The organism is Leifsonia sp. Soil_N53, from assembly GCF_057655165.1.
In genome coordinates this window covers 269,246-293,892 of sequence record NZ_JBDGMM010000063.1, presented here as the reverse complement: position 1 = coordinate 293,892, position 24,647 = coordinate 269,246, and the positions used below count along the sequence as shown (strand labels likewise).

The window sequence follows — 24,647 nt, the reverse complement described above, 5'->3', positions numbered from 1 at the left end:
GGCCTGACGACGGCCGCGACGGACGTCGCGCGCGCGGTCCTGGGTGCGGACACCGTGCCGCGGTACTCGCGCGAGCTGCCCGCCGGCGGCCCCGCCCGGCGCCGGCTGTCCGGGTGGGAGCCCGGCGATGGCCCCGTCGCCGCCGTGTACCTCCCGGCGTGCGTCAACAGCATGTTCGGAGCGCCGGAGGACGCGAACGGCGAGGCGGTCGGCGTCACGACCGCGCTCTCCCGCCTGATCGCGCGGGCCGGACTGCACGTGCTGGTGCCGCGGGGGATCGAGTCGGTCTGCTGCGGGACCCCGTGGTCGTCGAAGGGCTTCGCCGGCGGTCGCGAGGCGATGGGCCGCCGCGTCGTCGAGCTCGTCCGCGACGCGGTCGGCGACCGCGACATCCCGGTGATCAGCGACGCGACGAGCTGCACCGAGGGATTCGCGGCGCTGCTGTCCGCGGAAGGGTTCCGCGTCGAGGACGCCCTCACCTTCGCGCGGCGCGAGCTGCTGCCGCGCCTCCGGCCGGAGGTGACGATCGACACGCTCACCCTGCACCCCACCTGCTCGTCGCACCAGCTCGGCATCGACGACGACCTCCTCGCGATCGGCTCCGCCGTCGCGACGTCGGTCGTCGTCCCGCAGGACTGGGGCTGCTGCGGCTTCGCGGGCGACCGCGGGATGCTGCACCCGGAGCTCACCGCTGCGGCCACGGCGCCGGAGGCCGCGGCCGTCGCCGCCATCGACAGCGACGCGCACGCCTCCTGCAACCGCACCTGCGAGCTCGGCCTGGCCCGGGCGACCGGGCGGCCGTACCGCCACGTCCTCGAACTGCTCGAGGCGGCGACGCGGTCTGCCGGGGTCTAGCCCAGCCCGGCGACCTCCCGCGCGGCCTTCGTGAAGGTGCTGGTGACGGCGTCCGGTCCGTCCAGGTAGCCGCCGACGAGCGCCGCGTCGCGCAGCAGCACGAGGGTGCGGGCGCGCTCGGCAGCCTCCGGTCGACCGGCATTCGCGAGTGCGGCCTCCAGCGCGTCGCGGAACCACGCCCGGTGCGTCCGCACCAGTTGCCGCACGGGCGAGTCGGGATCGGGATACTCCGCGGAGGCGTTGATGAACGGGCAGCCCCGGGTGTGGTAGCGGAGGGCGTCCTCGGCGATGCCGGCGACGGCCATCTCGAGGTAGTGCTGCGGGCTCGTCGCGTGCTCCGCGGCCGCGCTGAAGTAGCCGCGGACCGTCTCGTCCTCCCGATTCAGGTAGGCCTCCACGAGTCCTTCCTTGCCCGCGAAGTGCCGGTAGAACGTGGCGCGGGTGACCTGGGCCTCGCTCAGGATGCGGTCGACGCCGACGCTGTTGATGCCGTCTCGGTAGAACAGCTCGGATGCGGTGCGCAGCAGGCGGTCGCGCGGCTCGGACACGCGCTGCTTCGGTTCGGTTGCGGAACTCACCCCGCCAGCATAGCAGAACGTTCTTTCTTTCAAATTCTTTCGTTTCTTGGTTGACAATCACGATCGCCATGCGCCAGGCTCTGGTAACAGAAAGAACGATCTTTCTCCCAACGGATCGCGACGGTGTCCCTCCTCGCAGCTCATCCGGTCAACCCAGGGACAGATTCGAGATCAGCAGATGTCAACACTCACCGTCGGCACCGAGAACGGCTCCCCCGTCGAGCTCCACTACGAGGTCCAGGGATCGGGCGCACCGGTCGTCCTCATCCACGGCTGGCCGCTCGACGGCCGGTCCTGGGAGAAGCAGGTCGCAGCGCTCGTCGCGGCCGGCTACCAGGCCATCACCTACGACCGTCGCGGCTTCGGCCAGTCGACGCCGACTTGGGACGGGCACGACTTCGACACCGTCGCCGCCGACCTCGACGCCCTGCTCACGCACCTCGGCCTGGAGGGCGTGACGCTCGTGGGCTTCTCCGCCGGAGGCGGAGCGGTCGCCCGCTACATCGGCAGCTACGGGACGGACCGGGTCGCCAAGGCGGTCCTCGCCAGCGCCGTCACCCCGTTCCTGTACGCCACCGAGGGCAACCCGGAGGGCGGCCTCGACGACGCGACGATCGGGCACTTCGAACGCGGGATCGCCGCCGACCGGGCCGACTTCGTCGATCACTTCCTCACCCTCTTCTATTCGACCGCCGACGGCCTGGCAGTCAGCGAGGCCCAGCGTCGCTACGGCCGCGCCCTCGCCGACATCGCCTCTCCGCGGGCCACCCTCGCCGGGGTGTCCGCCTTCGGCCGCACCGACTTCCGCGCCGACCTCGCGAAGTTCACCGTGCCGACGCTCGTCATCCACGGCGACGCCGACCAGGTCGTCCCGTTCGGCATCAGCGGCCGCCGCTCCGCCGCGTCGATCCCCGGCAGCGAGCTCGTCGTCATCGAAGGCGGCCCGCACGGGATCAACGTCTCGCACGCCGACCAGTTCAACGCCGCACTCCTCACCTTCCTCGCCCGCTGACCCTCTCCACACCCACCAACCGGCGCTTCGTCGCCTCGAAAGGAAATCCCATGTCCACCACCCGCACCACGCTCCGCACCGCCGGCATCGTGGCGGCCGCCGTCCTCACGCTCGGCCTCGCCATCCCGGCCGCGGCCTCCGCCGCCACCCCGGCGCCGGCGACCGGCTCCCCTTCGGCGAAGCCCACCATCGTACTCGTGCACGGCGCCTGGGCCGACGCCTCCAGCTTCGCCCCGGTCACCGCGCGCCTCCAGCAGGACGGCTACACCGTGCTCAGCGCGCCGAACCCGCTGCGCGGCCTCTCCACCGACGCCGCCTCCGTGGCCGCGTTCGTCAACCAGGCCACGACCGGCCCCGTGGTGCTGGTCGGCCACTCCTACGGCGGCAGCGTGATCACCGCCGCCGCGACCGCCACCCCGCGGGTCACCCAGCTGGTCTACGTCGACGCCTTCGCGCCGGCCACGGGCGAGTCCGTCGTGAGCCTCAGCACCGGCTCCGGCTCGGCGCTCGACACCGACCCGACCCGCGTGTTCGACGCCGTCCAGGACCCGAACCTGCCCACCGGCGACCCGGACCTGTACGTGAAGCGCGACCAGTTCCGCAGCATCTTCGCCTCCCACCTCGACGCGCAGGACGCGGCCGTGCTCAGCGCCTCGCAGTCCCCCATCGCGGGCGGCGCGCTGCAGGAGACCCTCACCGGCGCCCCCGCCTGGGCGACCATCCCGAGCTGGTTCGTGATCGGCACGGACGACAAGGTCATCCCGCAGGCCGGCCAGGTCGCCATGGCGAACCGCGCCCACGGCCGGATCACGACCGTCAAGGCCGACCACCTCTCGATGCTCGAGCAGCCCGGCCAGATCACCCAGGTGATCGAGAAGGCGGCTCGCAGCAAGTAGGGAGCTCGCAGAGTGCGCCGAGTGCGCGAAGAGGGGCCGGGCGAGACTGTCGTCCGGCCCTCTTCGCACCTGCTGCCTTGACATCCCTCCCCGCCCACTGCTGTAATGTCTAAACACCGATTAACCATTACACAGGAGCACCCCATGACAAAGCTCGGTTATGACGTCTTCGTGTCCGACGGCCCCGCTCGCGCGGGCGACCTGCGGATGCCGGACGGGAGTCCGCTGTTCTGGAACCCGCTCAGCACGACTTTGATCTCCGGCGAGGAGTCCGCCGTCCTGGTCGATCCTCCGTTCACGTTGCAGCAGATCGACGCTGTGGCGGAGTGGATCCGGCAGTCGGGCAAGACGCTCACGCACATCTACGCGACGCACGGCCACGGCGACCACTGGTTCGGCGGCCCGGAGCTGATCCGGCGCTTCCCGACCGCGAAGCTCTACGCGACCACGGGCACCATCGAGCTGATGCGCAGCCAGGCGACCGTGGGCCGCGAGCAGCTCTGGGACGTCATCTTCCCCGGGCAGCTCCCCGACACCCCCGTGATCGCCGAGGAGGTCGGCCCGGACGGGTTCCAGCTCGAGGGCGAAGACCTCCTGCCGATCGAGGTGGGGCACACCGACACCGACAGCACCACGGTGCTTCACGTGCCGTCGCTGGGACTGGTCGTCGCCGGTGACAGCGTCTACAACGGCATCCATCAGTATCTGCTGGAGGGCGGCAACGGCGGGTTCCAGCACTGGCTCGACGCACTCGACCTGATCGACGGGCTGCACGCCCGGCACGTCGTGGCCGGCCACAAGAACCGCGACCTCCCCGACAGCCCCGAGGCGATCGGCGAGACGCGCCGCTACCTCCAGGATGTGGTGGCCCTCCTCGCCGAGAACGTGACGCCGCAGGAGTTCTTCGACGAGATGACCCGGCGGCACCCGGACCGGCGCAACCCGGGCCCGCTCTGGTACGGCGGTCTCGGCCTCCTCGGCGCGAACAGGGCGGCCACCTCGTGACGACGCCCGGAGCCACCGGGCGCTTCGGCGTGAACCTCGCACCGGGCGGGCTCGCGCTGGCCCAGCAGCTCGCCAACACCGTCGGCGTCGGCCAGGAGCCGGACCTGCTCGGTTCGGCGCCCGCCGCGCAGCACTGGCTCGAATCGGCCGGCGGCGATGGGCGGGCGCTGCACGACGCCGACCTCGAGCGGATGCGCTCCCTCCGGGCCGCGGTCCGCGCAGCGCTCGGCAGCGACGCGGACGACCGGGCGGATGCGGACGAGCAGGCGGCCGCGGAGCCGGTGCTGCGCCTCCGGATCGGAACCGGCGGGATCTCCTGGCAGTCCGGGAGCGACCCGGTGGACGCGCTGGAGTCGCGCGTGGCCTCGGCGCTCGTCGAGGCGCAGGCCCGCGGCGAGCTGTCACGGCTGAAGCTGTGCGCGAACCCCCGGTGCCGGGTGGCCTTCTTCGACGCGTCGAGGAACGGCGCGGGCCGCTGGCACTCCTCGGAGACCTGCGGCAACGCGGCACGGGTCCGCGCACACCGGGAGCGCAGCGCCGCCTCAATTAATTGATGTAGAAAAAAAACTGCTCTACGCTGGCTGATGCGGGCCGGACCACGGCGTCGTGAGAACACTGTCGACCGCTCAGGATGGCCATGACCGATCAGCCTTCGCCCACGCCCCTCCGACTCCGCTGGGACTCCCCCGCACGCCACTGGACGGAGTCGACTCCCGTCGGCAACGGCACGATCGGGGCGATGGTCTTCGGTGACGCCCGCGGGCGGCTCGCACTCAACGACTCCTCGGTGTGGTCGGGGACGCCGGACACCCCGGACGCGGCGCTGCGGTCGGTCGTGGCCGCCGGGGCGGGGCCGCAGCGGCTGGCCGACGTGCGCGAGGCGGTGGCGCACCGCGACGAGGAGCGCGCCGAGGCGCTGCTGCGCACCTTCGAAGGCCCGTGGAGTCAGGAGTTCCTCCCGCTCGGCGACCTGGACCTCGACCTGGGCCGCATCGACGACGACGGGTACGAGCGCGTGCTCGACCTGGAGTCCGCCGTGCTCACGGAGCGCTTCGGCTCCGGCGGGATCCCGGTCCGCCGCGTCACCTGGGCCTCCGCCACCGACGACGCCCTCTTCGTCGAACTGACTGCGGACGAGCCGCTGGATCTGGTCGCCCGGTTCCAGTCGTCGCTCCGAACGATCGGCCGCGCCGCGGACGGATCCGTCCTGAGCGCCCTGCTCGAATCCCCCGTCGACGGCGCACCGGCGCACGAGCCCGCTGCGACGGCGCACCGCTGGGACGACAGCGATCCGGCCACGCGATCCTTCGACCCGATCGCCGCCGTCGCCGTCGCGGTGCACGCCGACGGCTCCACCACGGCGGCCGGCGACGCCCTCCGCGTCGCCGGGGCCCGGCACATCCTCATCGCCGTCACCACGGAGACCAACGCCCGGCGGTGGTGGCAGGACCGCGCCGCGCTGGGCAGGGACGCCCTGCACGACGCCGCCCGCAGCCGCGCCGGCCGGCTCGCGGAAGAGCCGGCGGGGGCGTTGCGCCTGCGCCATGTCGCTGCGGCGGCCGCGACGCTCGGCGGTTCACGTCTCGTCGTCGGGACTGCCGGCGCGGCCCCCGTCGACGTGGCCGCGCTGCTGTCGTCGGGCGACGACCGCGCGCTCGCGGGCGTTCTGTACGCGTTCGGGCGCTATCTGCTGTTCTCGTCGTCCCGCGCGGGCTCCCCGCCGGCGAACCTGCAGGGCATCTGGAACGCGTCGATGCGGCCGGCCTGGTCCTCGAACTACACGATCAACATCAACACCGAGATGAACTACTGGCTCGCGGAGCGCACCGGACTCGGCGAGCAGCACACCCCGCTGCTCGACCTGATCGCGCGGCTCTCCCGCACCGGCGAGGGCGTCGCCCGCGAGCTCTACGGCGCGCGCGGCTGGGTGGCCCATCACAACACCGACCCGTGGGGGTACGCGCTGCCGGCGGGGGCCGGCCACGGTGCGGCGTCGTGGGCCTTCTGGCCGATGGGCGGGCTCTGGCTCTGCGACCACCTCTGGCAGCGCTGGGAGTACGGCCGCGATCGCGCCGAGCTGGCGGAGCGCACCCTCCCGATCCTCCGCGGCGCCAGCGGCTTCGCGCTCGACTGGCTCGTGCGCTCGCCGGACGGCACGCTCGGCACCTCGCCGTCCACCTCGCCGGAGAACTCGTTCCGGCGGCCGGACGGCTCCACCGGGACCATCAGCACGTCGAGCACGATGGATCTCACCCTGATCCGGGTCACGCTGGAGCGCACCCTCGCCGCGTCGGCCCTGCTCGGCGAGCCCGCGGACGACCCGCTGCTTCTGGAGGCGGCCGCGGCGCTGGCGCAGCTCCGGAAGCCCGCCATCGCCGAGGACGGCACGGTGAGCGAATGGGGCGAGGAGGCCTCCTCGCAGGATCCGCACCATCGCCACCTGTCCCACCTCGTCGGGCTGTTCCCGCTGAACGAGATCGACCCCGAGCGGACTCCGGAGCTCGCGGCCGCGGCCCGGCGGACGCTCGACGCCCGCGGCCCCGGGGCGATGGGCTGGTCGTGGGCGTGGAAGATCGCGCTCCGCGCCCGCCTCGGCGACGGCGACGCGGCGCTCTCCCTGTTCCGTGAGGCCACCCGTCCCTACACCGCCGACCCCGACGTCGACGTCCCCGCGGACGGCTCCGAATGGGGCGGGCTGCTGCCCAACCTGTTCTCGACGCACCCGCCTGTCCAGCTCGACGGCGACTTCGGCTTCACGGCGGCTCTCGCCGAACTGCTGGTGGGCTCGGGGACGGGCACGGCCGACGACCCGCTGCGCCTCCTCCCCGCGCTGCCGGCCGAGTGGCCGGACGGCGCGATCACCGGCGTCCGCACCCGGGGCGGCGTGGCCGTCGACCTCGACTGGCGGCAGGGCCGCCCGAGCCGGCTCACGCTGAGGGACGCCACCGGCGCGGCCGGCCCCACCGTCACCGTCGCCTTCGGCGGCGAGCGCGTCGTGGTCCCGGTCGACGGCCGCGCACACGACCTCGACGAATTCTGACGCGAAAAGAACTCTGGCCGAGCCCCATCGCGGGGCTCGGCCAGAGTTCTGTGCCGGCGCCGGCTACTGCTTCGACTTGTCGTACGCCGTCTGAAGCGTGCTCAGGTAGGTCTTCAGGCCGAGGCCGTCGAAGCCCTTCACGTACGAGTCCCAATCGGTGTCGATGTTCTTCGAACCGGTGATGAACGCCAGGGCGTTCTGGGTCACGTAGTTGTCGATGTTCGTCTGCTGCGTCGCGACCTGCGTGGCCTTGGCCGGGTCGGGCCAGACCCGCCACGACGGGTAGATCGCGCTGGTGTCCTCGTGGCCCTTGTACAGCTGGGTGGCCTCGAAGAGCCGGCGCTCGTAGCCGGACGGGTCGTAGATGTCGGTCGGCTCGACCTGCGCTCCGCGGAACGCCTCGTTCTGGTTGTAGGTCGAGAGGGCGCCCCACTGCACGGCGTTCGCCTGGTCCTGGTCGAGCTGGAGGTTCTCGAAGAGCGGCTTCACGTCGGGGTCGAGCGCCTTCTCACCTGCCGTGGCCTTCGCCCAGCCCTTGCCCTCCGGGCCGAAGTTGCCGTCGAGCTGCCCCTGCTCCGTGAACAGGTAGTCGATCAGCTTGATGGCCGCGACCTGGTCGTTCTTCGACGCCTTGTTCGTCAGCAGGAACGTGGCGCCGGGGACGCTGCCGTAGGCGTAGGTCGCGTAGTTCGCGCCCTTCGGGCCGGTCAGCGGCGGCACGGCGTCGTACTGCTTGTCCCGGCTGTCCTTGGCGCCGGGGCTCACGAAGATGTACGGGTGCAGGGCGCTCGCGCTGCCCAGCAGCACCGGTCCGGCGTTGTTGCCCTCCTGGGCGAGCGCCGCGGGGTTCTGCGTGAACGCGCCCTTGTCGATCAGTCCGGCATCCCACAGCGACTTGATGTACTTGAGCCCCTGCCGCCAGCCGTCCTTGTTCGCCTGGATGTCGACCTTGCCCTTGTTGAGCACCGTCGTGGACTGGATGCCCTTGTCCGGGTTCTGCGGGTCGTAGATGAAGGCGTTCATGAAGTACGGGATCAACGTGTCGTGCGAGTCGCCGCTGAGCGGGATCTCGTCCTGCTTGCCGTCGCCGTTGGGGTCGTCGTTCTTGAAGGCCTGGAGGACCTTGGTCATGTCCGCCGTCGTCTTGGGCATCGACAGGCCGAGCTTCTTGAGCCAGTCGGTGTTCAGCCACAGCTTGGACGGGTACTGGATGTGCAGCGTCTCGGCCAGCTGCGGGAGCCCGTAGATCTTGCCGTCGGGGGAGGTGGCCATCGCCTTGTAGTCCGCGTTGGTGTCGAGCACCTTCTGGATGTCGGGCGCGTACTGCTTGATGAGGTCGTTCAGCGGCACGGCCACGCCCTGCTGCGCCAGCTTCTCCACATCCACCTGGTTGAACTGGTCCACCCACGGGATGAGCAGGAACATGTCCGGGTAGTCGCCGCTGGCCATCAGGGTCTGCCGCTTCTCCGGCGCCACCGACGAGTCCTGCGTCGTGGTCTGCCAGCTGAAGTCGATGTTGAACTTCTTGGCGACCTCCTTGGTGAAGGCGTTCGTGGCGAGGTCCTGGCCGGTGCCCTGCTGGGCGAAGACGCTCAGGTGGGCCGTTCCGCCGATCTTGTCGTCGGCGCTCGACGTCGGGGCGCTGGTGCAGGCGGTGACGGCGAACAACGCGGCGCCGCTCACCGCGACAGTGAGCGCACGCGTCAGCCGGCGGCGCCGGCCGGTCGTGCTGAGAGTGGTGGACAACATTCGGTCTTTCCTCCTTTGGAAAGGGGTTGCGTGAGGGGAGGTGCTGAGGTGCGGGAGGTGCGGTGGTGCGGGTGATGGCGGAGGTGCCCGGGCGGGGTCAGCCCTTGACGGACCCGATGAGCACTCCCTTGTTGAAGTAGCGCGCGACGAACGGGTAGATGATCAGCACGGGCACGCTCGTGATGACGATGAGCGCGTACTTGAGCAGGTTGACGAGCTCCTGGTTCTGCGCCTGGGCGGCCAGATCGTTCGTCCCGCCGTTCGTCGCGTTGAGCACGAGGATGTTGCGCAGCACGAGCTGCAACGGGAACAGGTCGGAGCTCTTCAGATACAGCAGCGCGTCGAAGTAGCCGTTCCACTGGCCGATCGCGTACATCAGCGCGATGACGGCGATCAGCGGCTTCGAGAGCGGCAGCACGACGGTCCAGAGGAAGCGCAGGTCGCCCGCGCCGTCGAGTGATGCGGCCTCGACGAGCTCCTCGGGTATCGCCGAGCGGAAGAAGGTCCGGGCGATGATGACCTGCCAGACCGCGACCGCCTGCGGCAGCAGCAGCGCCCAGCGGGTGTCGAGCAGCCCGAGGTGCTGGACGACCATGTAGGTCGGGATCAGGCCGCCGCTGAACAGCATGGTGAACAGCAGGGCCGACATGATCACGTTGCGTCCCATGAACGTCCGGCGCGAGAGCGGCCACGCGATGCAGACCGTCAGCGTGGTGCTGATCAGCGTCCCGGCGATCATGTAGAACAGCGAGTTGGCGTAGCCCAGCAGGACCTGCGGGTCGGACAGCACCGTCTGGTAGCCCTTGAGCGTGAAGTCCACGGGCCAGAGGAACACCTCGCCGGCCGTCACGGCGTGCGGCGACGAGAAGGAGCTGGCGAGGATGAACAGCAGCGGCAGGACCACGACCAGGACGCCCAAGGTCAGCCCGAGGTAGATGACGATCAGGAGGGCCCGGTCGGAGGGCGACTCCCGGATCCGGCGGGGCTTCCTGCGGGCCGTCGTGAGCCGGACCCGCCCGCGCTCGGCGGGGCGATCGACGGCTACCACAGTCCGCTCCCGGTCAGACGGCGCGCCACCCAGTTGACGGCGAGCAGCAGGGCGACGTTGACGACGGAGTTGAACAAGCCGACGGCCGTCGCCGTGCCGAAGTCGGCGTTCAGGATGCCCAGCTTGTAGACGTAGGTCGCGATGATCTCGGACTGGCCGAGGTTGAGCGGGTTCTGCAGCAGGTAGACCTTCTCGAACCCGATCGTCATGATGTTGCCGACGCTCAGGATCAGCACGATCATCGCCGTCGGCATGATGCCGGGGATGTCGACGTGCCAGATCTTGCGGAGCCGGGAGGCGCCGTCCACGCGGGCCGCCTCGTAGAGCGACGGGTCGATCCCGGAGAGCGCCGCCATGTAGATCACGGCGGAGTAGCCCGCGGTCTGCCAGACATCGGACAACACGTAGATGTGCCGGAAGTAGTCCGGGTCGCCCAGGAAGTCGGGCGCCGGCACGCCGAAGAAGCCGAACACCTGGCTGATGACGCCCAGCCGGGGCGCCATCATCAGGATCAGCATCGAGACCACGACGACGGTCGAGATGAAGTAGGGCGCGTAGGTGACCATCTGGACGGTCTTCTGGAACCAGCGGTGCCGGACCTCGTTGAGCGCGAGGGCGAGGATGATCGGGACCGGGAAGCTCGCCAGCACCGCGTAGCCCGAGAGGAGCAGCGTGTTCCTGATGAGGTTCGGGAACTCCGGGTTCTGGAGCATCATCTCGAAGTTCGTCCAGCCGACCCACGGGCTCCCCCAGACGCCGAGCACCGGGCTGTAGTCCTTGAAGGCGATGACCGCGTTGGAAATGGGCACGTACTTGAAGATCACGAAGTACGCCAGCGGCAGGATGGTCAGCAGGTAGAGCTGCCAGTGCCGTCGCAGTGCGATCCGCCAGCGCTGGCCGAGGGTCCTGCGGCGGCGGGGCGTCCGGGGCGCCGAAGCCGCCTCCGGCGTCCGCACGGGCGGCGCGGCTGTCATCACGGGTGGTGCGGCTGTCATGCGCATTCCGTCCGCTGTCTCAACTTCGTCATCGAAGACTCCCAACAGATCACGATTCGAATCCGCGCCTCTGGCCGGGAGGTCGTCCGGCTCGGATTGCCTAAAGCAAAGCCTATTTCTTTGCCGTTGTCAAATAATTATGACGAAGCCGTCGGAGACGGAAGCTCCTCGTCGCGATAACCCTTGCCAACACTACGCTCGCAGGCAATCCGGTTAGGACACGACAGAAAGAAGATAGGCCGATGCGTTACGCTGAAGGGGTGACCACTACCCTGCCCGAAAGCGTCGCACGCCGGCCTGAACTGGGCACGGCGACGTCGGTCGACATCTTCACGCGGATCATCATGCACGGCCCCGTGAGCCGGCTCGAGATCGGGCGCCTGACCGGGCTCTCGCAGGCGAAGGTAACCAAGACCGTGCGCCCGCTCATCGAGAGCGGCTACGTCACCGTGGGCGAGCACGCGGAGCACGCGTTCCCCGGCCGCCCCGTCCGCCCGCTGAGCGTGGTCCCGCGGTCGATGCTCGCCATCGGCGTCAAGGTCAACGCGGACGAGATCTTCGCCGTCACGGTCAGCCTGGGCAACGAAGTGCTCGGCTCGACCCGCCGGCGGCTCAAGAGCCACGACCCGGACAGCACCATCGCGGCGATCGTCGAATCGGTGACCACGCTGATCGACCAGCTCGGCGACGAGGCGGAGTGCCTGGCCGGCATCGGCGTCTCGGTCTCCGGCGACATCGACACCAGCACCGGGACCGTCCGGGACTCGCCGCTGCTCGACTGGAACCGGGTCCCGCTCGGCAGCCGGCTCGCCGAGCAGCTGGGGCTGCCGATCACCGTGGAGAACGACGTGCGAGCGCTCGCGAAGGCCGAGCACTGGTTCGGCGTCGGGAGCGACGCGGAGTCGTTCGCGATCATCACCATCGGAGCCGGGATCGGCTGCGGCATCTACGTCAACGGCGATGTCGTCGTCGGCGCCCACGGGGTCGCCGGCGAGATCGGCCACCTGCCGCTCGCGTCGTCGGACGCCGTCTGCGTCTGCGGTCGCCGCGGGTGCGTCGAGGCGGTCGCCTCGTCGAACGCCATCCGCGACGCGGTCCGCCGGGCGCATCACGATCCGGAGCTGACGCTCCCGGATGCCATCCGCCTCGCGCACGAGGGCGATCGGAGCGCCGTCGACGCGTTCGAACGCGCCGGGACCGCGATCGGCGCGGCCGTGGCGGCGACCGTGAACCTGTTCGGGCCGGAGGTCGTCGTCATCGCGGGCGAAGGGGTGATGGACTACGACCTCTACGAGCGCCGGTTCCGCGAGGAGTTCCTCGCGCACGCCTTCGGCGCCGCCGCCAACTGCCGCCTGGTCGTCCGGCGTCACACGTTCACCGACTGGGCGCGCGGCGCCGCGGTCTCCGCTCTACGCGCAGCGATCGACGTCTCCCCCGCGTCGCCGGTGGACTGACCCGGCGCGCGCCTCAGCTCGGCGCCGGCACGCCGGCGAACCGGTCGCGCAGCACGGCGAGCGCCCCGACCCGGTCGGCGGTGCCGCCGGCCTCGTGCCCGGCGCCCGGCCATTCGCGGTAGCGGACGGGCCCGGCATAGGCCGCAGCGGCCGCTGCCGCGGTCTCCGGCGGGCAGATGCCGTCGGCGAGCCCGGCGCTGATCCACCCCGGGGCGGTCGCGTTCCGCGCCGAGCTGACGCCGTCGACGTAGCTCAAAGTCTGCGCGACCCGCCCGGCATGCTCCGGATGCTCGGCGAGGTACCCGCGCAGTTCGACCCACGGCCCGGACGTGGCGAGCCGCAGAGCGGTCGGCGCATCGGTCAGGAAGGGCGACTGGGCGAGCACGGCCACGAGATCCGGCACCAGCGCGCCGACGCCGAGCGCGATCCCGCCGCCCTGGCTGTTCCCGATCATCGCCACGCGCGCCGGATCGACCTCGGGCAGCCTCCGCACGGCGTCCACCGCGCGTGCCGCGTCCACGAAGACCCCGCGGTAGTAGTACCGCCGGGGCTCCAGGATGTTCTCCAGCAGGTGCCCGATGCTGCCGCCGCCCTGCCGGTGGGTGTTCACGATCAGGTGCGCATACCCGGCCGACGACCAGGTCAGGTCGTCGATCGGATCGAGCCGCCCGGCGCCGTAGCCGTTCGCGTGGACCACGGCGGGCAGCGGACCGGTGCGCTCGCGCGGCAGCCGCAGCCAGCCCGTCACGAGCCGGCCGTCCGCGCCGGCGAAGCCGACGTCACGCACCTCGATCGTCGCGAGCCCGGTGTCCACGGCGGCGCTCGTGAATGCGAGGGGATGCGAGCGGGCTTCGTCGAGGGCCTCCGCCCAGTACGTCCGGTAGTCCTCCGGGGTGGGCAGCGGCCGGTCGCCGAGCGGCGAGGCGTCGGGCATCGGGGTCCTCTCTTCTGGATGTCGATTCTTCCGCATTCCGGTGCGGCAGGCGGGCCGGAGCGCTGCGCCCCGGCCCGCCCGTCGTTCACCGGACGGTGTAGCGGATGAGATCCGATCGCATCACACTTCCGGAGGCTTTCACAGCCATGAAGGTGTGCCGCCCGCCGGCGAGCCCGGAGGTGCTGAACACCAGCTGCTGGGTGCGGCGCGAATCGCTCGACGTGTCGACGCGCTTCACGCGCTTGCCGTCGATGTAGATGTCCACCAGTCCCTGGTCCGGTCCGGTCGCCGTGATCCAGTCGACTCCCGTGCCGTCGAACGTGTACGACACCGAGGCGCCGTTCGCCGTCGTCGCGTGGACGTCGTCCAGCGCGTCGCCGCGGAAGGCCACGTCGATCGTGTCCGATCCGACCGGCAGCGTCGCCAGGAACGAGGCGTTCAGCGTCACGACCGCGCCGTTCAGCGTGAAGTCGGTCCCCTTCTTCAGCGCGGCGCCCTGGTACGAGATCCCGGCGAGCTCACCCGGGTCGCGCAGCAGCGTGAACGTCGCGGCCGCCGGGGCCTTGTCGTCGAACGACACGGTCGCGGGATCGAACAGGCCGGCCTGCACCACATCGAGGCGGTCGAGCAGCATGAACTGCCCGGACTTCATGACGACCTTCAGCGTGTGCTGACCGTCGGTGAGGCCGGTCGTGGAGAACACGGCCTGCTGCGGCACGTGCGGATGGCTGGCATCGCTGGACGCGTTGACCGTCTTGACGAAGCTGCCGTCGATGTAGACATCGGCGTCGCCCTCCGAGGAGTCGATCTCGGTGAGGTACGAGATGCCCGTCCCTGTGAAGGAGTACGAGAACGAGTCGCCGGCATGCTCCGTCCAGTGCACGCCGTCCTGGTAGTCGCCGAGGCCGCGGCCCGCGCTGTTGTTCCACGTGCCGGTGTACGCGATCGCCTGGTCGGTGTCGTCGACCGTGATCGTCCGGTCCGGGCCGGAGGTGGACGGCGGAGCGGGCGTCCCCGTGTCGGTGACGGTCACTCCCAGCCCCTGCGACGCGGCCGCGACCTCGTTGCCGCCGTTGCGCGCCCAGTCGCCGCCGTAGCGGACCCGCAGGGCGTCGTCGTTGACCGCGACGGTCGTGCCGCGCTCCGGTGTCACCTTCAGCAGCCGCACGCCGTGGACCGGGATGTCGGACGCCGTGAAGGACTTCGCCGACCGGCCCAGCTCCTTGTGGCTCCACAGGTCGCGCACCGTAGCGCGGCCGGTCAGGCCGAGGTCCGACCAGTTCGCGGTGATGTCGCTCTCGGTCTGCCCGAGGTTGAACAGGGCGACCGCGTAGCTGCCGTCGGGCTCGAGCGTGTACCAGACCTGCCGCGGCGTCGACGTCGAGACGGGCCGGGCCGGCGTCCCGGCCTGGTCGACGGCGATCACCTCGGGGTTGGTGAGCAGGCTGAGACCGTACGAGTCGAGGTTCGTCAGGTCGTTCCCGGTCGACAGCGGCGCCGCCGACATGGCCCACAGGGTCATCGCGGTCTGCCGCTCGTCGCGGGTGAGACCGTCCATCTTGCCGTTGCCGATATCGAGGGAGTCCAGGTCGTTCCAGCCTCCGTCGCCGCCGTTGCGCCACCAGGTGGCGACGTCGGGGAAGAGCCGCGCGATGTTGTCCCACTTGGTGAGCGCGACGCCCTGGCAGTAGCACTCCACGTCCCAGTCGACCCGCCAGCCGTCGGCCTTGGAGCGCCAGTAGTCGGCGTACTTCGGGTCGAGCGCCCAGGAGAGCTCGAACCAGATCTTGTGCGCCTTCAGCGCCGTCGACCAGGCCGAGACGTCGCCTCGCGCGTCGACGGACAGGTCGGTGATGCCCGAGCCCGGCGTGACGCTGTCGAACTTGACGAAATCGACGCCCCACTTCGCGAGCAGGTCGGCGATCGAGTCGATGTACTTCTGCGAGCACGGGTTCGAGAAGTCGATCGCGTAGCCGATCTTCCAGTAGTCGGAGGCCTGCACGGGCTGCTTCACGATGTCGTGCGTGCTGCAGCCGGGCGCACCCGCGATCGGGAGGCCGGCGTTGTACACGGCGGGCGAGATGCCGGGGATCATGTACACCCCGAACTTCTGCCCGTTGGCGTGCACGTGGTCGATCACGGTCTGGAAGCCCTGCGGGTACAGCGTGGCGCTCGGCACCGGGCGGCCGTTCGCGTCGACGCCGTCGTTCCAGCCGGCGTCGACGTTGATGTGGTCGTACCCGGCCTTCTTCAGCTTCGCGCGCATCGCGTCCGACTGCGCCATGATCTGCGCACCGGTGATCCACTTCGAGTCGCCGCTGTAGACCTGCATGCTGTAGCTGCTCCATCCCATGTAGGGACGGACCGCCCAGGGGTCCGCCGTGGAGGCGGCCGGCTGGATCGGGTCGGGCACGGGGACGGAGGTCGCCTTCGGGGCCGGGGTGGCGGCCGGCGTCGGCGTCCCCGCGGTCGCGGCCGGTGTCGCTGTCGGTGTCGCTGTCGGCGGCGCGCTCGCGGTCGCCGACGCGGTCGGCGTGGGCGTCGGGGTGTTCGCCGAGGCCGTCACGGGGGCGGCGGCCAGGAGGCCGATCGCCACCGCGACGGCACTGACGATCCCCACGGATCGTCCGGCCCTCATGTGTCGTGTCATCGTTCCCTCTCTTTGTTGCCCCGCGGCGTCGATGCCGTCGGGCGCGTCAGCGGACTGAGCAGCGGCGGAATGACCGCCGTGCGCGCGTCATGCGGCGCGCACGACGTCGAAGACCATCGCCTGTTGCGGGTTCAGCGTCGGCAGCGGCACGCCCGCCACGGCGAGCACCGCGCCGGGGAGCTCGGCCCCGGCCTCCCCGAGCGCAGCGGCCAGCCACGCGGGGTCGACGCTCTCGTGCCTGCTGGCGTCGCCCAGCTCGGTGCGGACGCGCACGACGTAGCGGGCGCGGGGATCGATCCCGGGGAAGCGGACCCGGCCGGACTGGCCCGACTCGCTCGTCGCCAGCCGCGACCAGGTGTAGAGCGCGCGGCCGCCGTCCTGCGCGACGATCCCGGTGAGCACGCTCGCCTCGTCTGCGAGGTCGCCGTTGACGACGCGACCGGAGTGGATCAGGCCGCGCAGCTCGCGGTAGGTCGCGCCCCAGGCCGCGATGACGCCGAGCTCCTCGTCGTCCACGTCGGTGAGGTCGCACTCGATCCCGGCGTGCGCCGTCAGCGACGTGGCCAGCCGGAACGACAGGTCGGTGCGCCGCGACGTGGTGTGCGCCTGCTGTGGGCCGAGGTGCGAGCCGATCAGCTCGGGCGGGACGAGCATCCGGGTCCAGCGCTCGATCTGCAGGCGCTCGACCGGATCGTTGCAGTCGGAGGCCCACAGGCGTTCCGTGCGGTCCAGGATCCCGAGGTCGATCCGCCCTCCGCCTCCCGAGCAGGTCTCGATCTCGAGCCCGGGATGGCGCCGGTGCAGCTCGTCGAGCATCCGGTAGAGCGCCAGCGTCTGCTCCCTGACCACCGGGCGGTCGCCTCCGGCCCGCCGGCCGACCGGCTCGACGAGGTCGCGGTTGTGGTCCCACTTGATGTAGTCGACGCCGTACTCGGCGACGAGGGCGCTCACCCGGCCGAGCACGTGCTCCCAGGCGTCCGGGCGGCCGATGTCCAGCACGTACTGGTGCCGGGCGGGCGCACCGAGCCCCTGCTGCGGCCCCAGGATCCAGTCGGGATGCCGCCGGGCGAGCTCGGAGTCGAGGCTGATCATCTCCGGCTCGAACCACAGCCCGAACTGCATGCCGTGCCCGTGGACGAGGTCGACGAGCGGGCTGAGCCCGTCGGGCCAGACGTCGCCGTCGACGGCCCAGTCCCCGAGACCGGCGCGATCGTGCCTCCGGCCCTCGAACCAGCCGTCGTCGAGCACGACCCGCTCCACGCCCACGCGGGCGGCACGGTCGACCAGCTCGGTCAGCCGGGTGAGGTCGTGGTCGAAGTAGACCGCCTCCCAGGTGTTGAGGGTCAGCGGCCGCGGCGACGACGGATGCCCCGGCCGGGCGCGGAGCCGCTCGTGCAGCCGCCGCGCGATCCCGTCCATCCCGTCGCCGCTCCAGACGAACAGCGCGGTCGGGGCCTCGTAGCGGTCGCCGTCGGCGAGGATGACCTCGCCCTGGCGCAGGTTCTCGCCTGCGCCCAGCACGGAGGACAGCGCGCCGGCCCCCTCGGGAAGGCGCTCGACCAGGTACTCCGCGTCGCCGCTCCAGGCCAGGTGCACGGCCCACGCCTCCCCGCGCTGGAACCCGAGGTCCTTGGTGCCGGCGGCGACCAGGAACGGGGCGTCGTGGCCCGGCTTGCCCCGCCGGGCCCGCCGCACGTGGCTGCCGAACTGCAGCGCCGCGTGCTGCGGCGACCGTTCGCGGCACCACTTGCCGGTGAAGTCGAGGATCTCCGTCGCCCGTTCGGGCAGGGGAAGGAGCGCCCGGAGGCCGCCCAGCGTGTACGGTGCGGACGCCGCGCCGAGCGAGGCATCCCGCTCGATCGCCAGGTCCAGTGACAGCACCCCGTGCGGGTCGAGCTCCAACGTGATGCGGCTGCGCGTCGCGGTCACGGCATCCACGAGCTGGAAGACCAGCCGGCCCCCGCGGTCGCCCCGCGGCTCGTGGCGGGCGGACACCAGCTCGGGGCGGGGAGTCGTCGCCGTCCCGTCGGCGTGCCCCTCCTGGGCGGGGGTGCCCGGCCAGCCCTCGTGCTCGGTGGGCCAGAGGCTGAAGGCGCGCGCCCGGTCCGGCGAGTTGTTCAGCACGGCCGCCTCGCTGCTCGACCGCAGCGCCTCGAGCGCGTCCTCGCCGAGCGCGCCGAGGTCGGCGCCCCAGTGCAGGACCCGCGGGACCGGTCCTGTCGTATCGACGGCGAGCGAGACTCCCGCGGCGTGCAGAGCGACTACGGCGGCTGTGCCGTCGACCATGAAGAACTCCCAAAGAACTAATTACTTGACAGTGTCAATAAACCACGGCCGGGCGCTGCACCGCAACAATCGCGGCCAACTTCGCCGATCACGGGTCGATCGCGGTCGCCTCCGGAGCGCTATTTTTCACGCCGTGCTGTTCTTTGCTTCCTATAGGAAATAGCAATAAGCTGGACCCGGGCGACGGATGCCCCGGTGAAAGGACCCCCATGCGTTTCATGCGACTCGGCGCCGTCGGCGCGGAGATCCCGGCCGTGAGCGACGGCGAGGCGGTGTGGGACCTGCGCCCGCTGACCGCCGACATCGACGGCGCGTTCCTCGCCGCCGACGGACTGGCGCGGGCCGAGGCCGCAGCGCTCGCGGGCGAGCTGCCCGAGCTCGACCCGGCCGGCCTGCGCATCGGCGCCCCGATCGCCCGCCCCCAGGCGGTCATCTGCATCGGGATGAACTACGCGGCGCACGCCCGGGAGTCCGGCTCCGAGCCGCCGAGCGACATCGTCGTGTTCTACAAGCACCCCAACACGGTTGTCGGGCCGAACGACGACATCCTGCTGCCGCCCGGCTCGACGACGACCGACTGGGAGGTCGAGCTCGCCGCCGTCATCGGCACCCGCGCCCGCTACCTCTCGTCGCCCGAGGAGGCGCTGGCGCACATCGCCGGCTTCGCCGTCGCGAACGACGTGTCCGAGCGCGAGTACCAGCTGCAGCGCTCGCTCGGGCAGTGGAGCAAGGGCAAGAGCTTCGAGACCTTCAACCCGCTGGGCCCGTGGCTCGTGCCGACCGCGCAGGTCGGCGACGGGTCGGGCCTGCGGATCTGGTCGACCGTCAACGGCGAGCCCCGTCAGGACTCCTCGACCTCCGACCTCATCTTCGGCGTCGCCGAGATCGTCTACCGGCTCTCCCAGTTCACGGTCCTGGAGCCCGGCGACCTCATCAACACCGGCACGCCCGAGGGGGTCGGCCTCTCCGGCCGCTTCCCGTACCTCGGCGCCGGCGACGAGGTCAGGCTCGGCATCGACGGTCTCGGCGAGCAGCTCGCCACCGTGCGCCCCACCCCCTGACCCCAGCCATCGCTTCCGGAGTTGTGTACGCCGGGCACGGCGTGTCGCGTGCACAACTCCGGAAGCGATAGGGGCCTCACACTAAGGAGACGACGTTGTCCGAATTCGATGGGCTCGTGGCTGTGGTCACCGGCGGCGCATCCGGCCTCGGGAAGGCGATCGCGGATGAGCTGGCCGCACAGGGCGCACGTGTCTACGCGCTCGACCTGAACGTGGCCGCCGTCGCGGCGCCGCACACAGGCGTCCGCTGCGACATCGGCGACGACGAGAGCGTGCGCTCCGCGATCGCCGAGGTGATCGCCGACGCCGGGCGCCTGGACGTCGTGATCGCGAACGCCGGCATCGGCGCGCAGGGCGACGTGGAGGCCAACGACGACGCCGAGTGGACGCGTGTCCTCAACGTCAACGTCATCGGCTCGGCCCGGACGATCCGGCACGCGATGCCGCACCTCAAGCAGTCACCGGCTCCGGCCGTCGTGCTCACGAGCTCGATCGCCGCCGCGGCCGGCCTCCCCCAGCGCGTGCTGTACTCGGCGTCCAAGGGCGCGATCTCGGCCATGACCCTCGCCATCGCGGCGGACTGCCTGCCACTCGGGATCCGCGTGAACGCGGTCTCCCCCGGCACTGCCGACACCCCGTGGGTCGGCCGCCTGCTCGACAGCGCCGCCGACCCCGACGCCGAGCGCGCCGCCCTCGCGGCCCGCCAGCCCAGCGGCCGGCTCGTGCAGCCGCAGGAGGTCGCGGACGCCGTCGCCTACCTGGCGTCGCCGCGCTCCGCGTCCACGAACGGCGTCATCCTCGCCGTCGACGGCGGCATGTACTCCCTCCGCCCCCGCCGCTGACACCCGCGACAACCGCCGAGGGGCACCGTCAGGTCAGGATGACGGGACGAACCGGTGGGTGTCCAGAGACGTGCGCAGCATCTCCATGCCGATGCCCGGGGCGAGCGGGGCGCGGTAGCGGCCGCCGGCCAGCTCGACCGGCGCGACGAAGTGCTCGTGCAGGTGCTTGGTGTACTCGATCATCCGGCCCTCCTGGGTGCCGGTGACCGCCACGAAGTCGAACATGGAGAAGTGCTGCACCGCCTCGCAGAGCCCGACGCCCCCGGCGTGCGGGCACACCGGGACGCCGAACTTCGCCGCCAGCAGCAGGATGGCGATGTTCTCGTTCACGCCGGCGACGCGGGTCGAGTCGATCTGCACGATCGCGGCGCCCTCGGCCTGCAGGAGCTGCTTGAAGAGCACCCGGCTCATGCCGTGCTCGCCGGTCGCGATGGGCACCGGCGCCACCGCGCGCGCGATCGCGGCGTGCGCGAGGATGTCGTCGGGGCTGGTCGGCTCCTCGACCCAGGCGAGGTCGAAGGGCTCGAGTGCGCTGATCCAGTCGATCGCCTGGTCACGGTCCCAGCGCTGGTTGGCGTCGATGGCGATGCGGATGTCCGGGCCGACCTCCTCGCGCGCGATGCGCAGGCGGCGGATGTCGTCCTCCAGCCGGTCGCCGACCTTGAGCTTGATCTGCTGGAAGCCCTCGTCCACGGCCTCCCGCGCCAGCCGGCGCAGCTTGTCGTCCGAGTAGCCCAGCCAGCCCGGGGTCGTCGTGTAACCGGGATAGCCGGCGCTCAGCAGCTCGGCCTCCCTCGCCGCACGGCCGGGCTCGGCGGCGCGGAGGATGGCCAGCGCGTCCTCCTGGGTCAGCGCGTCGCTGAGGTAGCGGAAGTCGACCAGGCCGACCAGCTCCTCCGGCGTCATCCGCGCGAGGAGCTGCCACAGCGGGAGGCCCGCGCGCTTGGCCTTCAGGTCCCAGAACGCGTTGACCACGGCGCCGATGGCCATGTGCATGGCGCCCTTCTCCGGTCCGAGCCAGCGCAGCTGCGAGTCGTGGACGAACTCCCGCCAGAACCCGCCGAGGTCGTCGACGATCGCCTCGACGTCGCGGCCGATCACGCGGTGCGCCAGGGCCTCGATCGCCGCGACCTGGATGTCGTTGCCGCGGCCGATGGTGAAGACGAAGGCGTGGCCCTCCAGCCCGTCCGCAGCATCGGTGGTCACACGCAGGTAGGCGGCGGAGTAGTCGGGATCGGGGTTCATCGCGTCGGAGCCGTCCAGAAGGAGGGAGGTCTCGAAGCGCACGTCCACGGTCTCGAAGCCGGTCACGATACTCATAACCAACATCCTATTGGATATAGCAACCTCGACGCCAGTGTGAGACCCCTTACTCCTCGGTCGCCTCCATGCTCGCCGCGATGCGCGCGTACGACTTCTGGATGTGGTCGAGCATCGCCTGCTCGGCGCCCGCCGCATCCCCGGCCCGGAGCGCCGCCAGCACCGCCTCGTGCTCGCCGGAAGTCGCCTCGACCACGCCGTGCTGGAAGTAGATGCGGTACTGGTGCGTGTGCGCGCGCAGCCGGAAGATCGCGTCGGCGAGCAGGGCGTTGCCGGAGTGCAGCGCGATGAGCCGGTGGAACTCGGCGTCCTGGTAGGCGAAGTCCTTGTAGTCCTTGAACCGGTCCTCGCCGGCGTGCGCGACCGTCCCGCTGCGCTGCATGTCGTCGCAGATCCGCTGCAGCAGGTCCAGCGTCTCGGCGTCGATCCGGCCCGCTGCGCTGCGTGAGGCGTACGGTTCGAGCAGGCGCCGCATCTCGAACAGCTCGGCCAGGCCGTCCGCGTCGAGCAGCGGCGCGGCGGTGTAGCCCTTGAGCGCCTTCTTCACGACCAGCCCCTCGGACTCCAGGCGCGCGAGCGCCTCGCGCACCGGGGTCGGCGAGACGCCGAGCTGGCGCGCGATGCCGTCGATGCTGGCCCGGCTCCCCGGCTCGATCAGCTGGTCCATGAGCAGGCCGAGCACGGCGTCGTAGACGTCGTCGGCGAGCGCCCGGCGCGCGGGCAGGAAGTGTTCGCCGGCGGAAGGGTCGATGCTCATGTGCACATCCTAGGCGCGCGTGGCGGCAGGCTAGAGGAAAGAGGATGCAGGATCGGCGGCCGGCGTGAGCCCTTCGGCCGCCAGCTCCGCCCACAGCTCGTCCGGCACCGGCGGAGCGGCGAGCCCGGCGTTGCGGACGATCTGCTCCCCGCTCTCCGCGCCGAGCACGACGGTCGACACCGCCGGGTGCCGCAGCGGGAACTGGACGGCCAGCTGAGGGAGGACGACGCCGTACGGCGCCGCGACCTCGGCGATCCTGCGCGCGCGCTCGAGCAGCGCCGCCGGCGCCGCGCCGTAGTCGAAGGTCGCACCGGCGACCGGCCGGTCGGTCGCGAGGATGCCCGAGTTGAAGACGGCGGCGATCACCACGTCCACCCCCCGCTCCTGCGCCGCGGGCAGCAGGTCGGCGGCGGCCGTCCCGTCGAGCAGGGTGTAGCGCCCGGCGCACATGACGATGTCGAGGTCCGTGCGCCGCACGAAGCGCTCCAGCATCGCCGACTGGTTCATCCCGGCGCCGTACGACCGGATGACACCCTGCGACCGCAGCTCCTCCAGCGCCGGGAACGCGCCGTCGAGCGCCTCCCGCTCGTGCTCGTCGGGGTCGTGGACGAACAGGATGTCGATGCGGTCGAGGCCCAGCCGGTTCAGCGAGTCCTCGACTGACCGCAGCACGCCGTCGCGCGAGTAGTCGACGCGGCGTTTGCGCGTTGCGGGCACGTCGTACAGGTTGGCGATGTCGGTCTCGCCCGGCCGGTAGTCCGGATTCGGCTCGATGACGCGGCCGACCTTGGTCGACACGACGTAGTCGTCGCGCGGGAGGCCGCGCAGCCCCGCGCCGAGCCTCTCCTCGGCGAGGCCGAGGCCGTAGTGCGGGGCGACGTCGAAGTAGCGGATGCCGGCCTCCCACGCCGCGGGCACCACACCCGGCCAGACGTCGTCGGGTCGCGGGCTGTAGAGGTTCCCGAGCGCGGCGGCGCCGTAGCCGATCGGGCCGCGCGCCGCGCCGTCGTTCCCGGCGGCCATCAGGCCACCCGCCGGTCGTCGATCGCGTCGAAGTCCCACGCGATCCCGAGGCCGGGCGCGTCCGGCGCGACGCCGTGGCCGTCCCTGACCTCCAGCTCGCGCGTGGTCACGGCCCGCAGCTGCGGGATGTGCTCCAGGTACAGCGCATTGGGCACCGCGCAGCACAGCGAGACGTGCAGCTCCATGAGGAAGTGCGGTGCGACGGCGACGTTGAACGACTCGGCGAGGTGCGCGACCTTCAGCCACGGCGTGATGCCGCCGACGCGCGCGACGTCCACCTGCACGATGGAGGCCGCGCCGGACTGCAGGTACTCCCGGAAGTGCCCGACCGAGTACAGCGACTCCCCCACCGCGACCGGCAGCGTCGTCGACTGCGCGAGCCTGCGGTGCCCGGCCACGTCCTCGGCGGGCAGCGGCTCCTCGAACCAGAAGATGTCCAGCGGCTCGAACAGCGCCGCCCGCCGGATGGCCTCCGCCGCGGTCAGCGACTGGTTGGCGTCGACCATGATGTCCATGCCCGGACCGACCGCGTCGCGCACCGCGGCCAGGCGCGCGGCATCCTCGTGCCCGCGCGGCTTGCCGACCTTGATCTTCACGCCGGACAGCCCACGGCGCTGCGACTCGAGCGCCTGCGCCACGAGCTCGTCGGTGTCGTAGTGCAGCCAGCCGCCTTCGGTGTCGTACAGCGGGATGCTCGGCCGCGAGCCGCCCGCGGCGACCCAGAGCGGCAGCCCGGAGGCCGTGCAGCGCGCATCCCACACCGCGGTGTCCACTGCGGCGAGCGCGAGCGACGTGATCGCGCCGACCGTCGTGGCCCGCGTCGCCGAGAAGAGGGCGCGCCAGACGGCCTCGGGACGATGGACGTCCAGGCCGACCAGCACGTCGAGCAGGCAGGTGCGCAGCAGGCTCAGCACCGCCTCGCCGCCGGTCCCGATCGTGTAGCTGTAGCCGATGCCCTCCACGCCGCCGGCCGTGCGGAGCCGGACGAAGATCGTCTCCTGCTTGAGGAACGATTGCACGGCGTCGGTGCGGACGGACTCGACCTCGAGGTCGCTCAGCCATGCCTCGGCGCTGACGATGGTCCCGTCGACGGCGACGGCGACGGTGGGCGGGGCGATGGTCATGCGTCTCCTGCGTTGTCC

General features: G+C 71.3%; 20 protein-coding genes. 9 read left to right on the top strand and 11 right to left on the bottom strand.

Annotation, left to right across the window (positions count from 1 at the left end):
* Positions 1 to 855: heterodisulfide reductase-related iron-sulfur binding cluster (locus AC3A3H_RS13535; RefSeq protein ID WP_487615068.1), on the top strand; the 855-nt coding region annotated here is incomplete at its 5' end.
* Here the strand turns inward: AC3A3H_RS13535 and AC3A3H_RS13530 are convergent.
* Positions 852 to 1,433, bottom strand: a complete 582-nt coding sequence (locus AC3A3H_RS13530) for a TetR/AcrR family transcriptional regulator (RefSeq protein ID WP_487615067.1) — start codon at positions 1,431 to 1,433, stop codon at positions 852 to 854. The genes AC3A3H_RS13535 and AC3A3H_RS13530 overlap by 4 nt on opposite strands.
* A 178-nt stretch (positions 1,434 to 1,611) precedes the next feature.
* Between AC3A3H_RS13530 and AC3A3H_RS13525 the strand changes: the two genes are divergently transcribed.
* The 5 genes from AC3A3H_RS13525 (at position 1,612) to AC3A3H_RS13505 (ending at position 7,386) form a co-directional block, all read left to right on the top strand.
* On the top strand, positions 1,612 to 2,445 hold the full coding sequence (locus AC3A3H_RS13525; RefSeq protein WP_487615066.1) for an alpha/beta fold hydrolase: 834 nt from the start codon (positions 1,612 to 1,614) through the stop codon (positions 2,443 to 2,445).
* Between the two features lie 50 nt (positions 2,446 to 2,495).
* Complete coding sequence (locus tag AC3A3H_RS13520) at positions 2,496 to 3,341, top strand: alpha/beta fold hydrolase (protein ID WP_487615065.1); 846 nt, start codon at positions 2,496 to 2,498, stop codon at positions 3,339 to 3,341.
* A 144-nt stretch (positions 3,342 to 3,485) separates the two neighbouring features.
* Positions 3,486 to 4,346: an MBL fold metallo-hydrolase gene (locus AC3A3H_RS13515; RefSeq protein ID WP_487615064.1), complete on the top strand. Its 861-nt coding sequence runs from the start codon at positions 3,486 to 3,488 to the stop codon at positions 4,344 to 4,346.
* The gene (locus AC3A3H_RS13510) at positions 4,343 to 4,900 is read left to right on the top strand and encodes a CGNR zinc finger domain-containing protein (RefSeq protein ID WP_487615063.1); all 558 of its coding nucleotides are present in this window, start codon (positions 4,343 to 4,345) and stop codon (positions 4,898 to 4,900) included. The genes AC3A3H_RS13515 and AC3A3H_RS13510 overlap by 4 nt, the downstream gene beginning before the upstream one ends.
* A gap of 83 nt (positions 4,901 to 4,983) precedes the next feature.
* Entirely contained in the window at positions 4,984 to 7,386 is a 2,403-nt protein-coding gene (locus AC3A3H_RS13505; RefSeq protein ID WP_487615062.1) for a glycosyl hydrolase family 95 catalytic domain-containing protein, read from the top strand.
* 63 nt (positions 7,387 to 7,449) lie between these two features.
* Here the strand turns inward: AC3A3H_RS13505 and AC3A3H_RS13500 are convergent, their stop codons facing one another.
* The 3 genes from AC3A3H_RS13500 to AC3A3H_RS13490 all read right to left on the bottom strand — a co-directional run bounded on the left by AC3A3H_RS13500 (position 7,450) and on the right by AC3A3H_RS13490 (position 11,178).
* A complete protein-coding gene (locus AC3A3H_RS13500) occupies positions 7,450 to 9,135 on the bottom strand; it encodes a type 2 periplasmic-binding domain-containing protein (RefSeq protein ID WP_487615061.1) in 1,686 nt (561 codons plus the stop codon).
* Positions 9,136 to 9,232: 97 nt separating this feature from the next.
* Positions 9,233 to 10,183, bottom strand: a complete 951-nt coding sequence (locus AC3A3H_RS13495) for a carbohydrate ABC transporter permease (protein WP_487615060.1) — start codon at positions 10,181 to 10,183, stop codon at positions 9,233 to 9,235.
* On the bottom strand, positions 10,177 to 11,178 hold the full coding sequence (locus AC3A3H_RS13490) for an ABC transporter permease (protein ID WP_487615059.1): 1,002 nt from the start codon (positions 11,176 to 11,178) through the stop codon (positions 10,177 to 10,179). Before AC3A3H_RS13490 ends, AC3A3H_RS13495 begins: the two co-directional genes overlap by 7 nt.
* 260 nt (positions 11,179 to 11,438) lie before the next feature.
* Here AC3A3H_RS13490 and AC3A3H_RS13485 point away from each other — a divergent pair, with 260 nt between their 5' ends.
* Positions 11,439 to 12,632 carry an ROK family transcriptional regulator gene (locus tag AC3A3H_RS13485; RefSeq protein WP_487615058.1) on the top strand — a complete coding sequence of 398 codons (1,194 nt, stop codon included), beginning with the start codon at positions 11,439 to 11,441 and terminating at the stop codon, positions 12,630 to 12,632.
* A 13-nt stretch (positions 12,633 to 12,645) separates the two neighbouring features.
* Here the strand turns inward: AC3A3H_RS13485 and AC3A3H_RS13480 are convergent, their stop codons facing one another.
* The 3 genes from AC3A3H_RS13480 to AC3A3H_RS13470 form a co-directional block, all read right to left on the bottom strand.
* Positions 12,646 to 13,566, bottom strand: a complete 921-nt coding sequence (locus AC3A3H_RS13480; RefSeq protein ID WP_487615057.1) for an acetylxylan esterase — start codon at positions 13,564 to 13,566, stop codon at positions 12,646 to 12,648.
* A gap of 85 nt (positions 13,567 to 13,651) precedes the next feature.
* On the bottom strand, positions 13,652 to 16,186 hold the full coding sequence (locus tag AC3A3H_RS13475; protein ID WP_487615056.1) for a X2-like carbohydrate binding domain-containing protein: 2,535 nt from the start codon (positions 16,184 to 16,186) through the stop codon (positions 13,652 to 13,654).
* A gap of 117 nt (positions 16,187 to 16,303) precedes the next feature.
* On the bottom strand, positions 16,304 to 18,502 hold the full coding sequence (locus AC3A3H_RS13470; RefSeq protein WP_487615055.1) for an alpha-galactosidase: 2,199 nt from the start codon (positions 18,500 to 18,502) through the stop codon (positions 16,304 to 16,306).
* Between the two features lie 209 nt (positions 18,503 to 18,711).
* Here AC3A3H_RS13470 and AC3A3H_RS13465 point away from each other — a divergent pair, with 209 nt between their 5' ends.
* Positions 18,712 to 19,563: a fumarylacetoacetate hydrolase family protein gene (locus tag AC3A3H_RS13465; protein ID WP_487615054.1), complete on the top strand. Its 852-nt coding sequence runs from the start codon at positions 18,712 to 18,714 to the stop codon at positions 19,561 to 19,563.
* Between the two features lie 95 nt (positions 19,564 to 19,658).
* Positions 19,659 to 20,405: an SDR family NAD(P)-dependent oxidoreductase gene (locus AC3A3H_RS13460; protein WP_487615053.1), complete on the top strand. Its 747-nt coding sequence runs from the start codon at positions 19,659 to 19,661 to the stop codon at positions 20,403 to 20,405.
* Between the two features lie 33 nt (positions 20,406 to 20,438).
* Here the strand turns inward: AC3A3H_RS13460 and AC3A3H_RS13455 are convergent, their stop codons facing one another.
* Genes AC3A3H_RS13455 through AC3A3H_RS13440 form a run of 4 tightly spaced genes read right to left on the bottom strand, consistent with a single transcriptional unit; the run spans position 20,439 to position 24,629 of the window.
* Positions 20,439 to 21,725 (bottom strand): enolase C-terminal domain-like protein, encoded by a 1,287-nt coding sequence (locus AC3A3H_RS13455; protein WP_487615052.1) that lies wholly within the window; start codon positions 21,723 to 21,725, stop codon positions 20,439 to 20,441.
* Positions 21,726 to 21,774: 49 nt separating this feature from the next.
* The gene (locus AC3A3H_RS13450; RefSeq protein ID WP_487615051.1) at positions 21,775 to 22,482 is read right to left on the bottom strand and encodes a GntR family transcriptional regulator; all 708 of its coding nucleotides are present in this window, start codon (positions 22,480 to 22,482) and stop codon (positions 21,775 to 21,777) included.
* Positions 22,483 to 22,512: 30 nt separating this feature from the next.
* Complete coding sequence (locus AC3A3H_RS13445; protein WP_487615050.1) at positions 22,513 to 23,505, bottom strand: aldo/keto reductase; 993 nt, start codon at positions 23,503 to 23,505, stop codon at positions 22,513 to 22,515.
* Complete coding sequence (locus AC3A3H_RS13440) at positions 23,505 to 24,629, bottom strand: mandelate racemase/muconate lactonizing enzyme family protein (protein WP_487615049.1); 1,125 nt, start codon at positions 24,627 to 24,629, stop codon at positions 23,505 to 23,507. Before AC3A3H_RS13440 ends, AC3A3H_RS13445 begins: the two co-directional genes overlap by 1 nt.
* Between the last annotated feature and the right edge of the window lie 18 nt (positions 24,630 to 24,647).

What these genes read in the sequence shown, in the direction of transcription:
- AC3A3H_RS13525 (WP_487615066.1), top strand. Translation starts at nt 1,612, where the DNA reads ATGTCAACACTCACCGTCGGCACCGAGAACGGCTCCCCCGTCGAGCTC.
- AC3A3H_RS13520 (WP_487615065.1), top strand. Translation starts at nt 2,496, where the DNA reads ATGTCCACCACCCGCACCACGCTCCGCACCGCCGGCATCGTGGCGGCC.
- AC3A3H_RS13515 (WP_487615064.1), top strand. Translation starts at nt 3,486, where the DNA reads ATGACAAAGCTCGGTTATGACGTCTTCGTGTCCGACGGCCCCGCTCGC.
- AC3A3H_RS13505 (WP_487615062.1), top strand. Translation starts at nt 4,984, where the DNA reads ATGACCGATCAGCCTTCGCCCACGCCCCTCCGACTCCGCTGGGACTCC.
- AC3A3H_RS13500 (WP_487615061.1), bottom strand. Translation starts at nt 9,135, where the DNA reads ATGTTGTCCACCACTCTCAGCACGACCGGCCGGCGCCGCCGGCTGACG.
- AC3A3H_RS13490 (WP_487615059.1), bottom strand. Translation starts at nt 11,178, where the DNA reads ATGACAGCCGCACCACCCGTGATGACAGCCGCGCCGCCCGTGCGGACG.
- AC3A3H_RS13480 (WP_487615057.1), bottom strand. Translation starts at nt 13,566, where the DNA reads ATGCCCGACGCCTCGCCGCTCGGCGACCGGCCGCTGCCCACCCCGGAG.
- AC3A3H_RS13470 (WP_487615055.1), bottom strand. Translation starts at nt 18,502, where the DNA reads ATGGTCGACGGCACAGCCGCCGTAGTCGCTCTGCACGCCGCGGGAGTC.
- AC3A3H_RS13465 (WP_487615054.1), top strand. Translation starts at nt 18,712, where the DNA reads ATGCGTTTCATGCGACTCGGCGCCGTCGGCGCGGAGATCCCGGCCGTG.
- AC3A3H_RS13455 (WP_487615052.1), bottom strand. Translation starts at nt 21,725, where the DNA reads ATGAGTATCGTGACCGGCTTCGAGACCGTGGACGTGCGCTTCGAGACC.
- AC3A3H_RS13450 (WP_487615051.1), bottom strand. Translation starts at nt 22,482, where the DNA reads ATGAGCATCGACCCTTCCGCCGGCGAACACTTCCTGCCCGCGCGCCGG.
- AC3A3H_RS13445 (WP_487615050.1), bottom strand. Translation starts at nt 23,505, where the DNA reads ATGGCCGCCGGGAACGACGGCGCGGCGCGCGGCCCGATCGGCTACGGC.
- AC3A3H_RS13440 (WP_487615049.1), bottom strand. Translation starts at nt 24,629, where the DNA reads ATGACCATCGCCCCGCCCACCGTCGCCGTCGCCGTCGACGGGACCATC.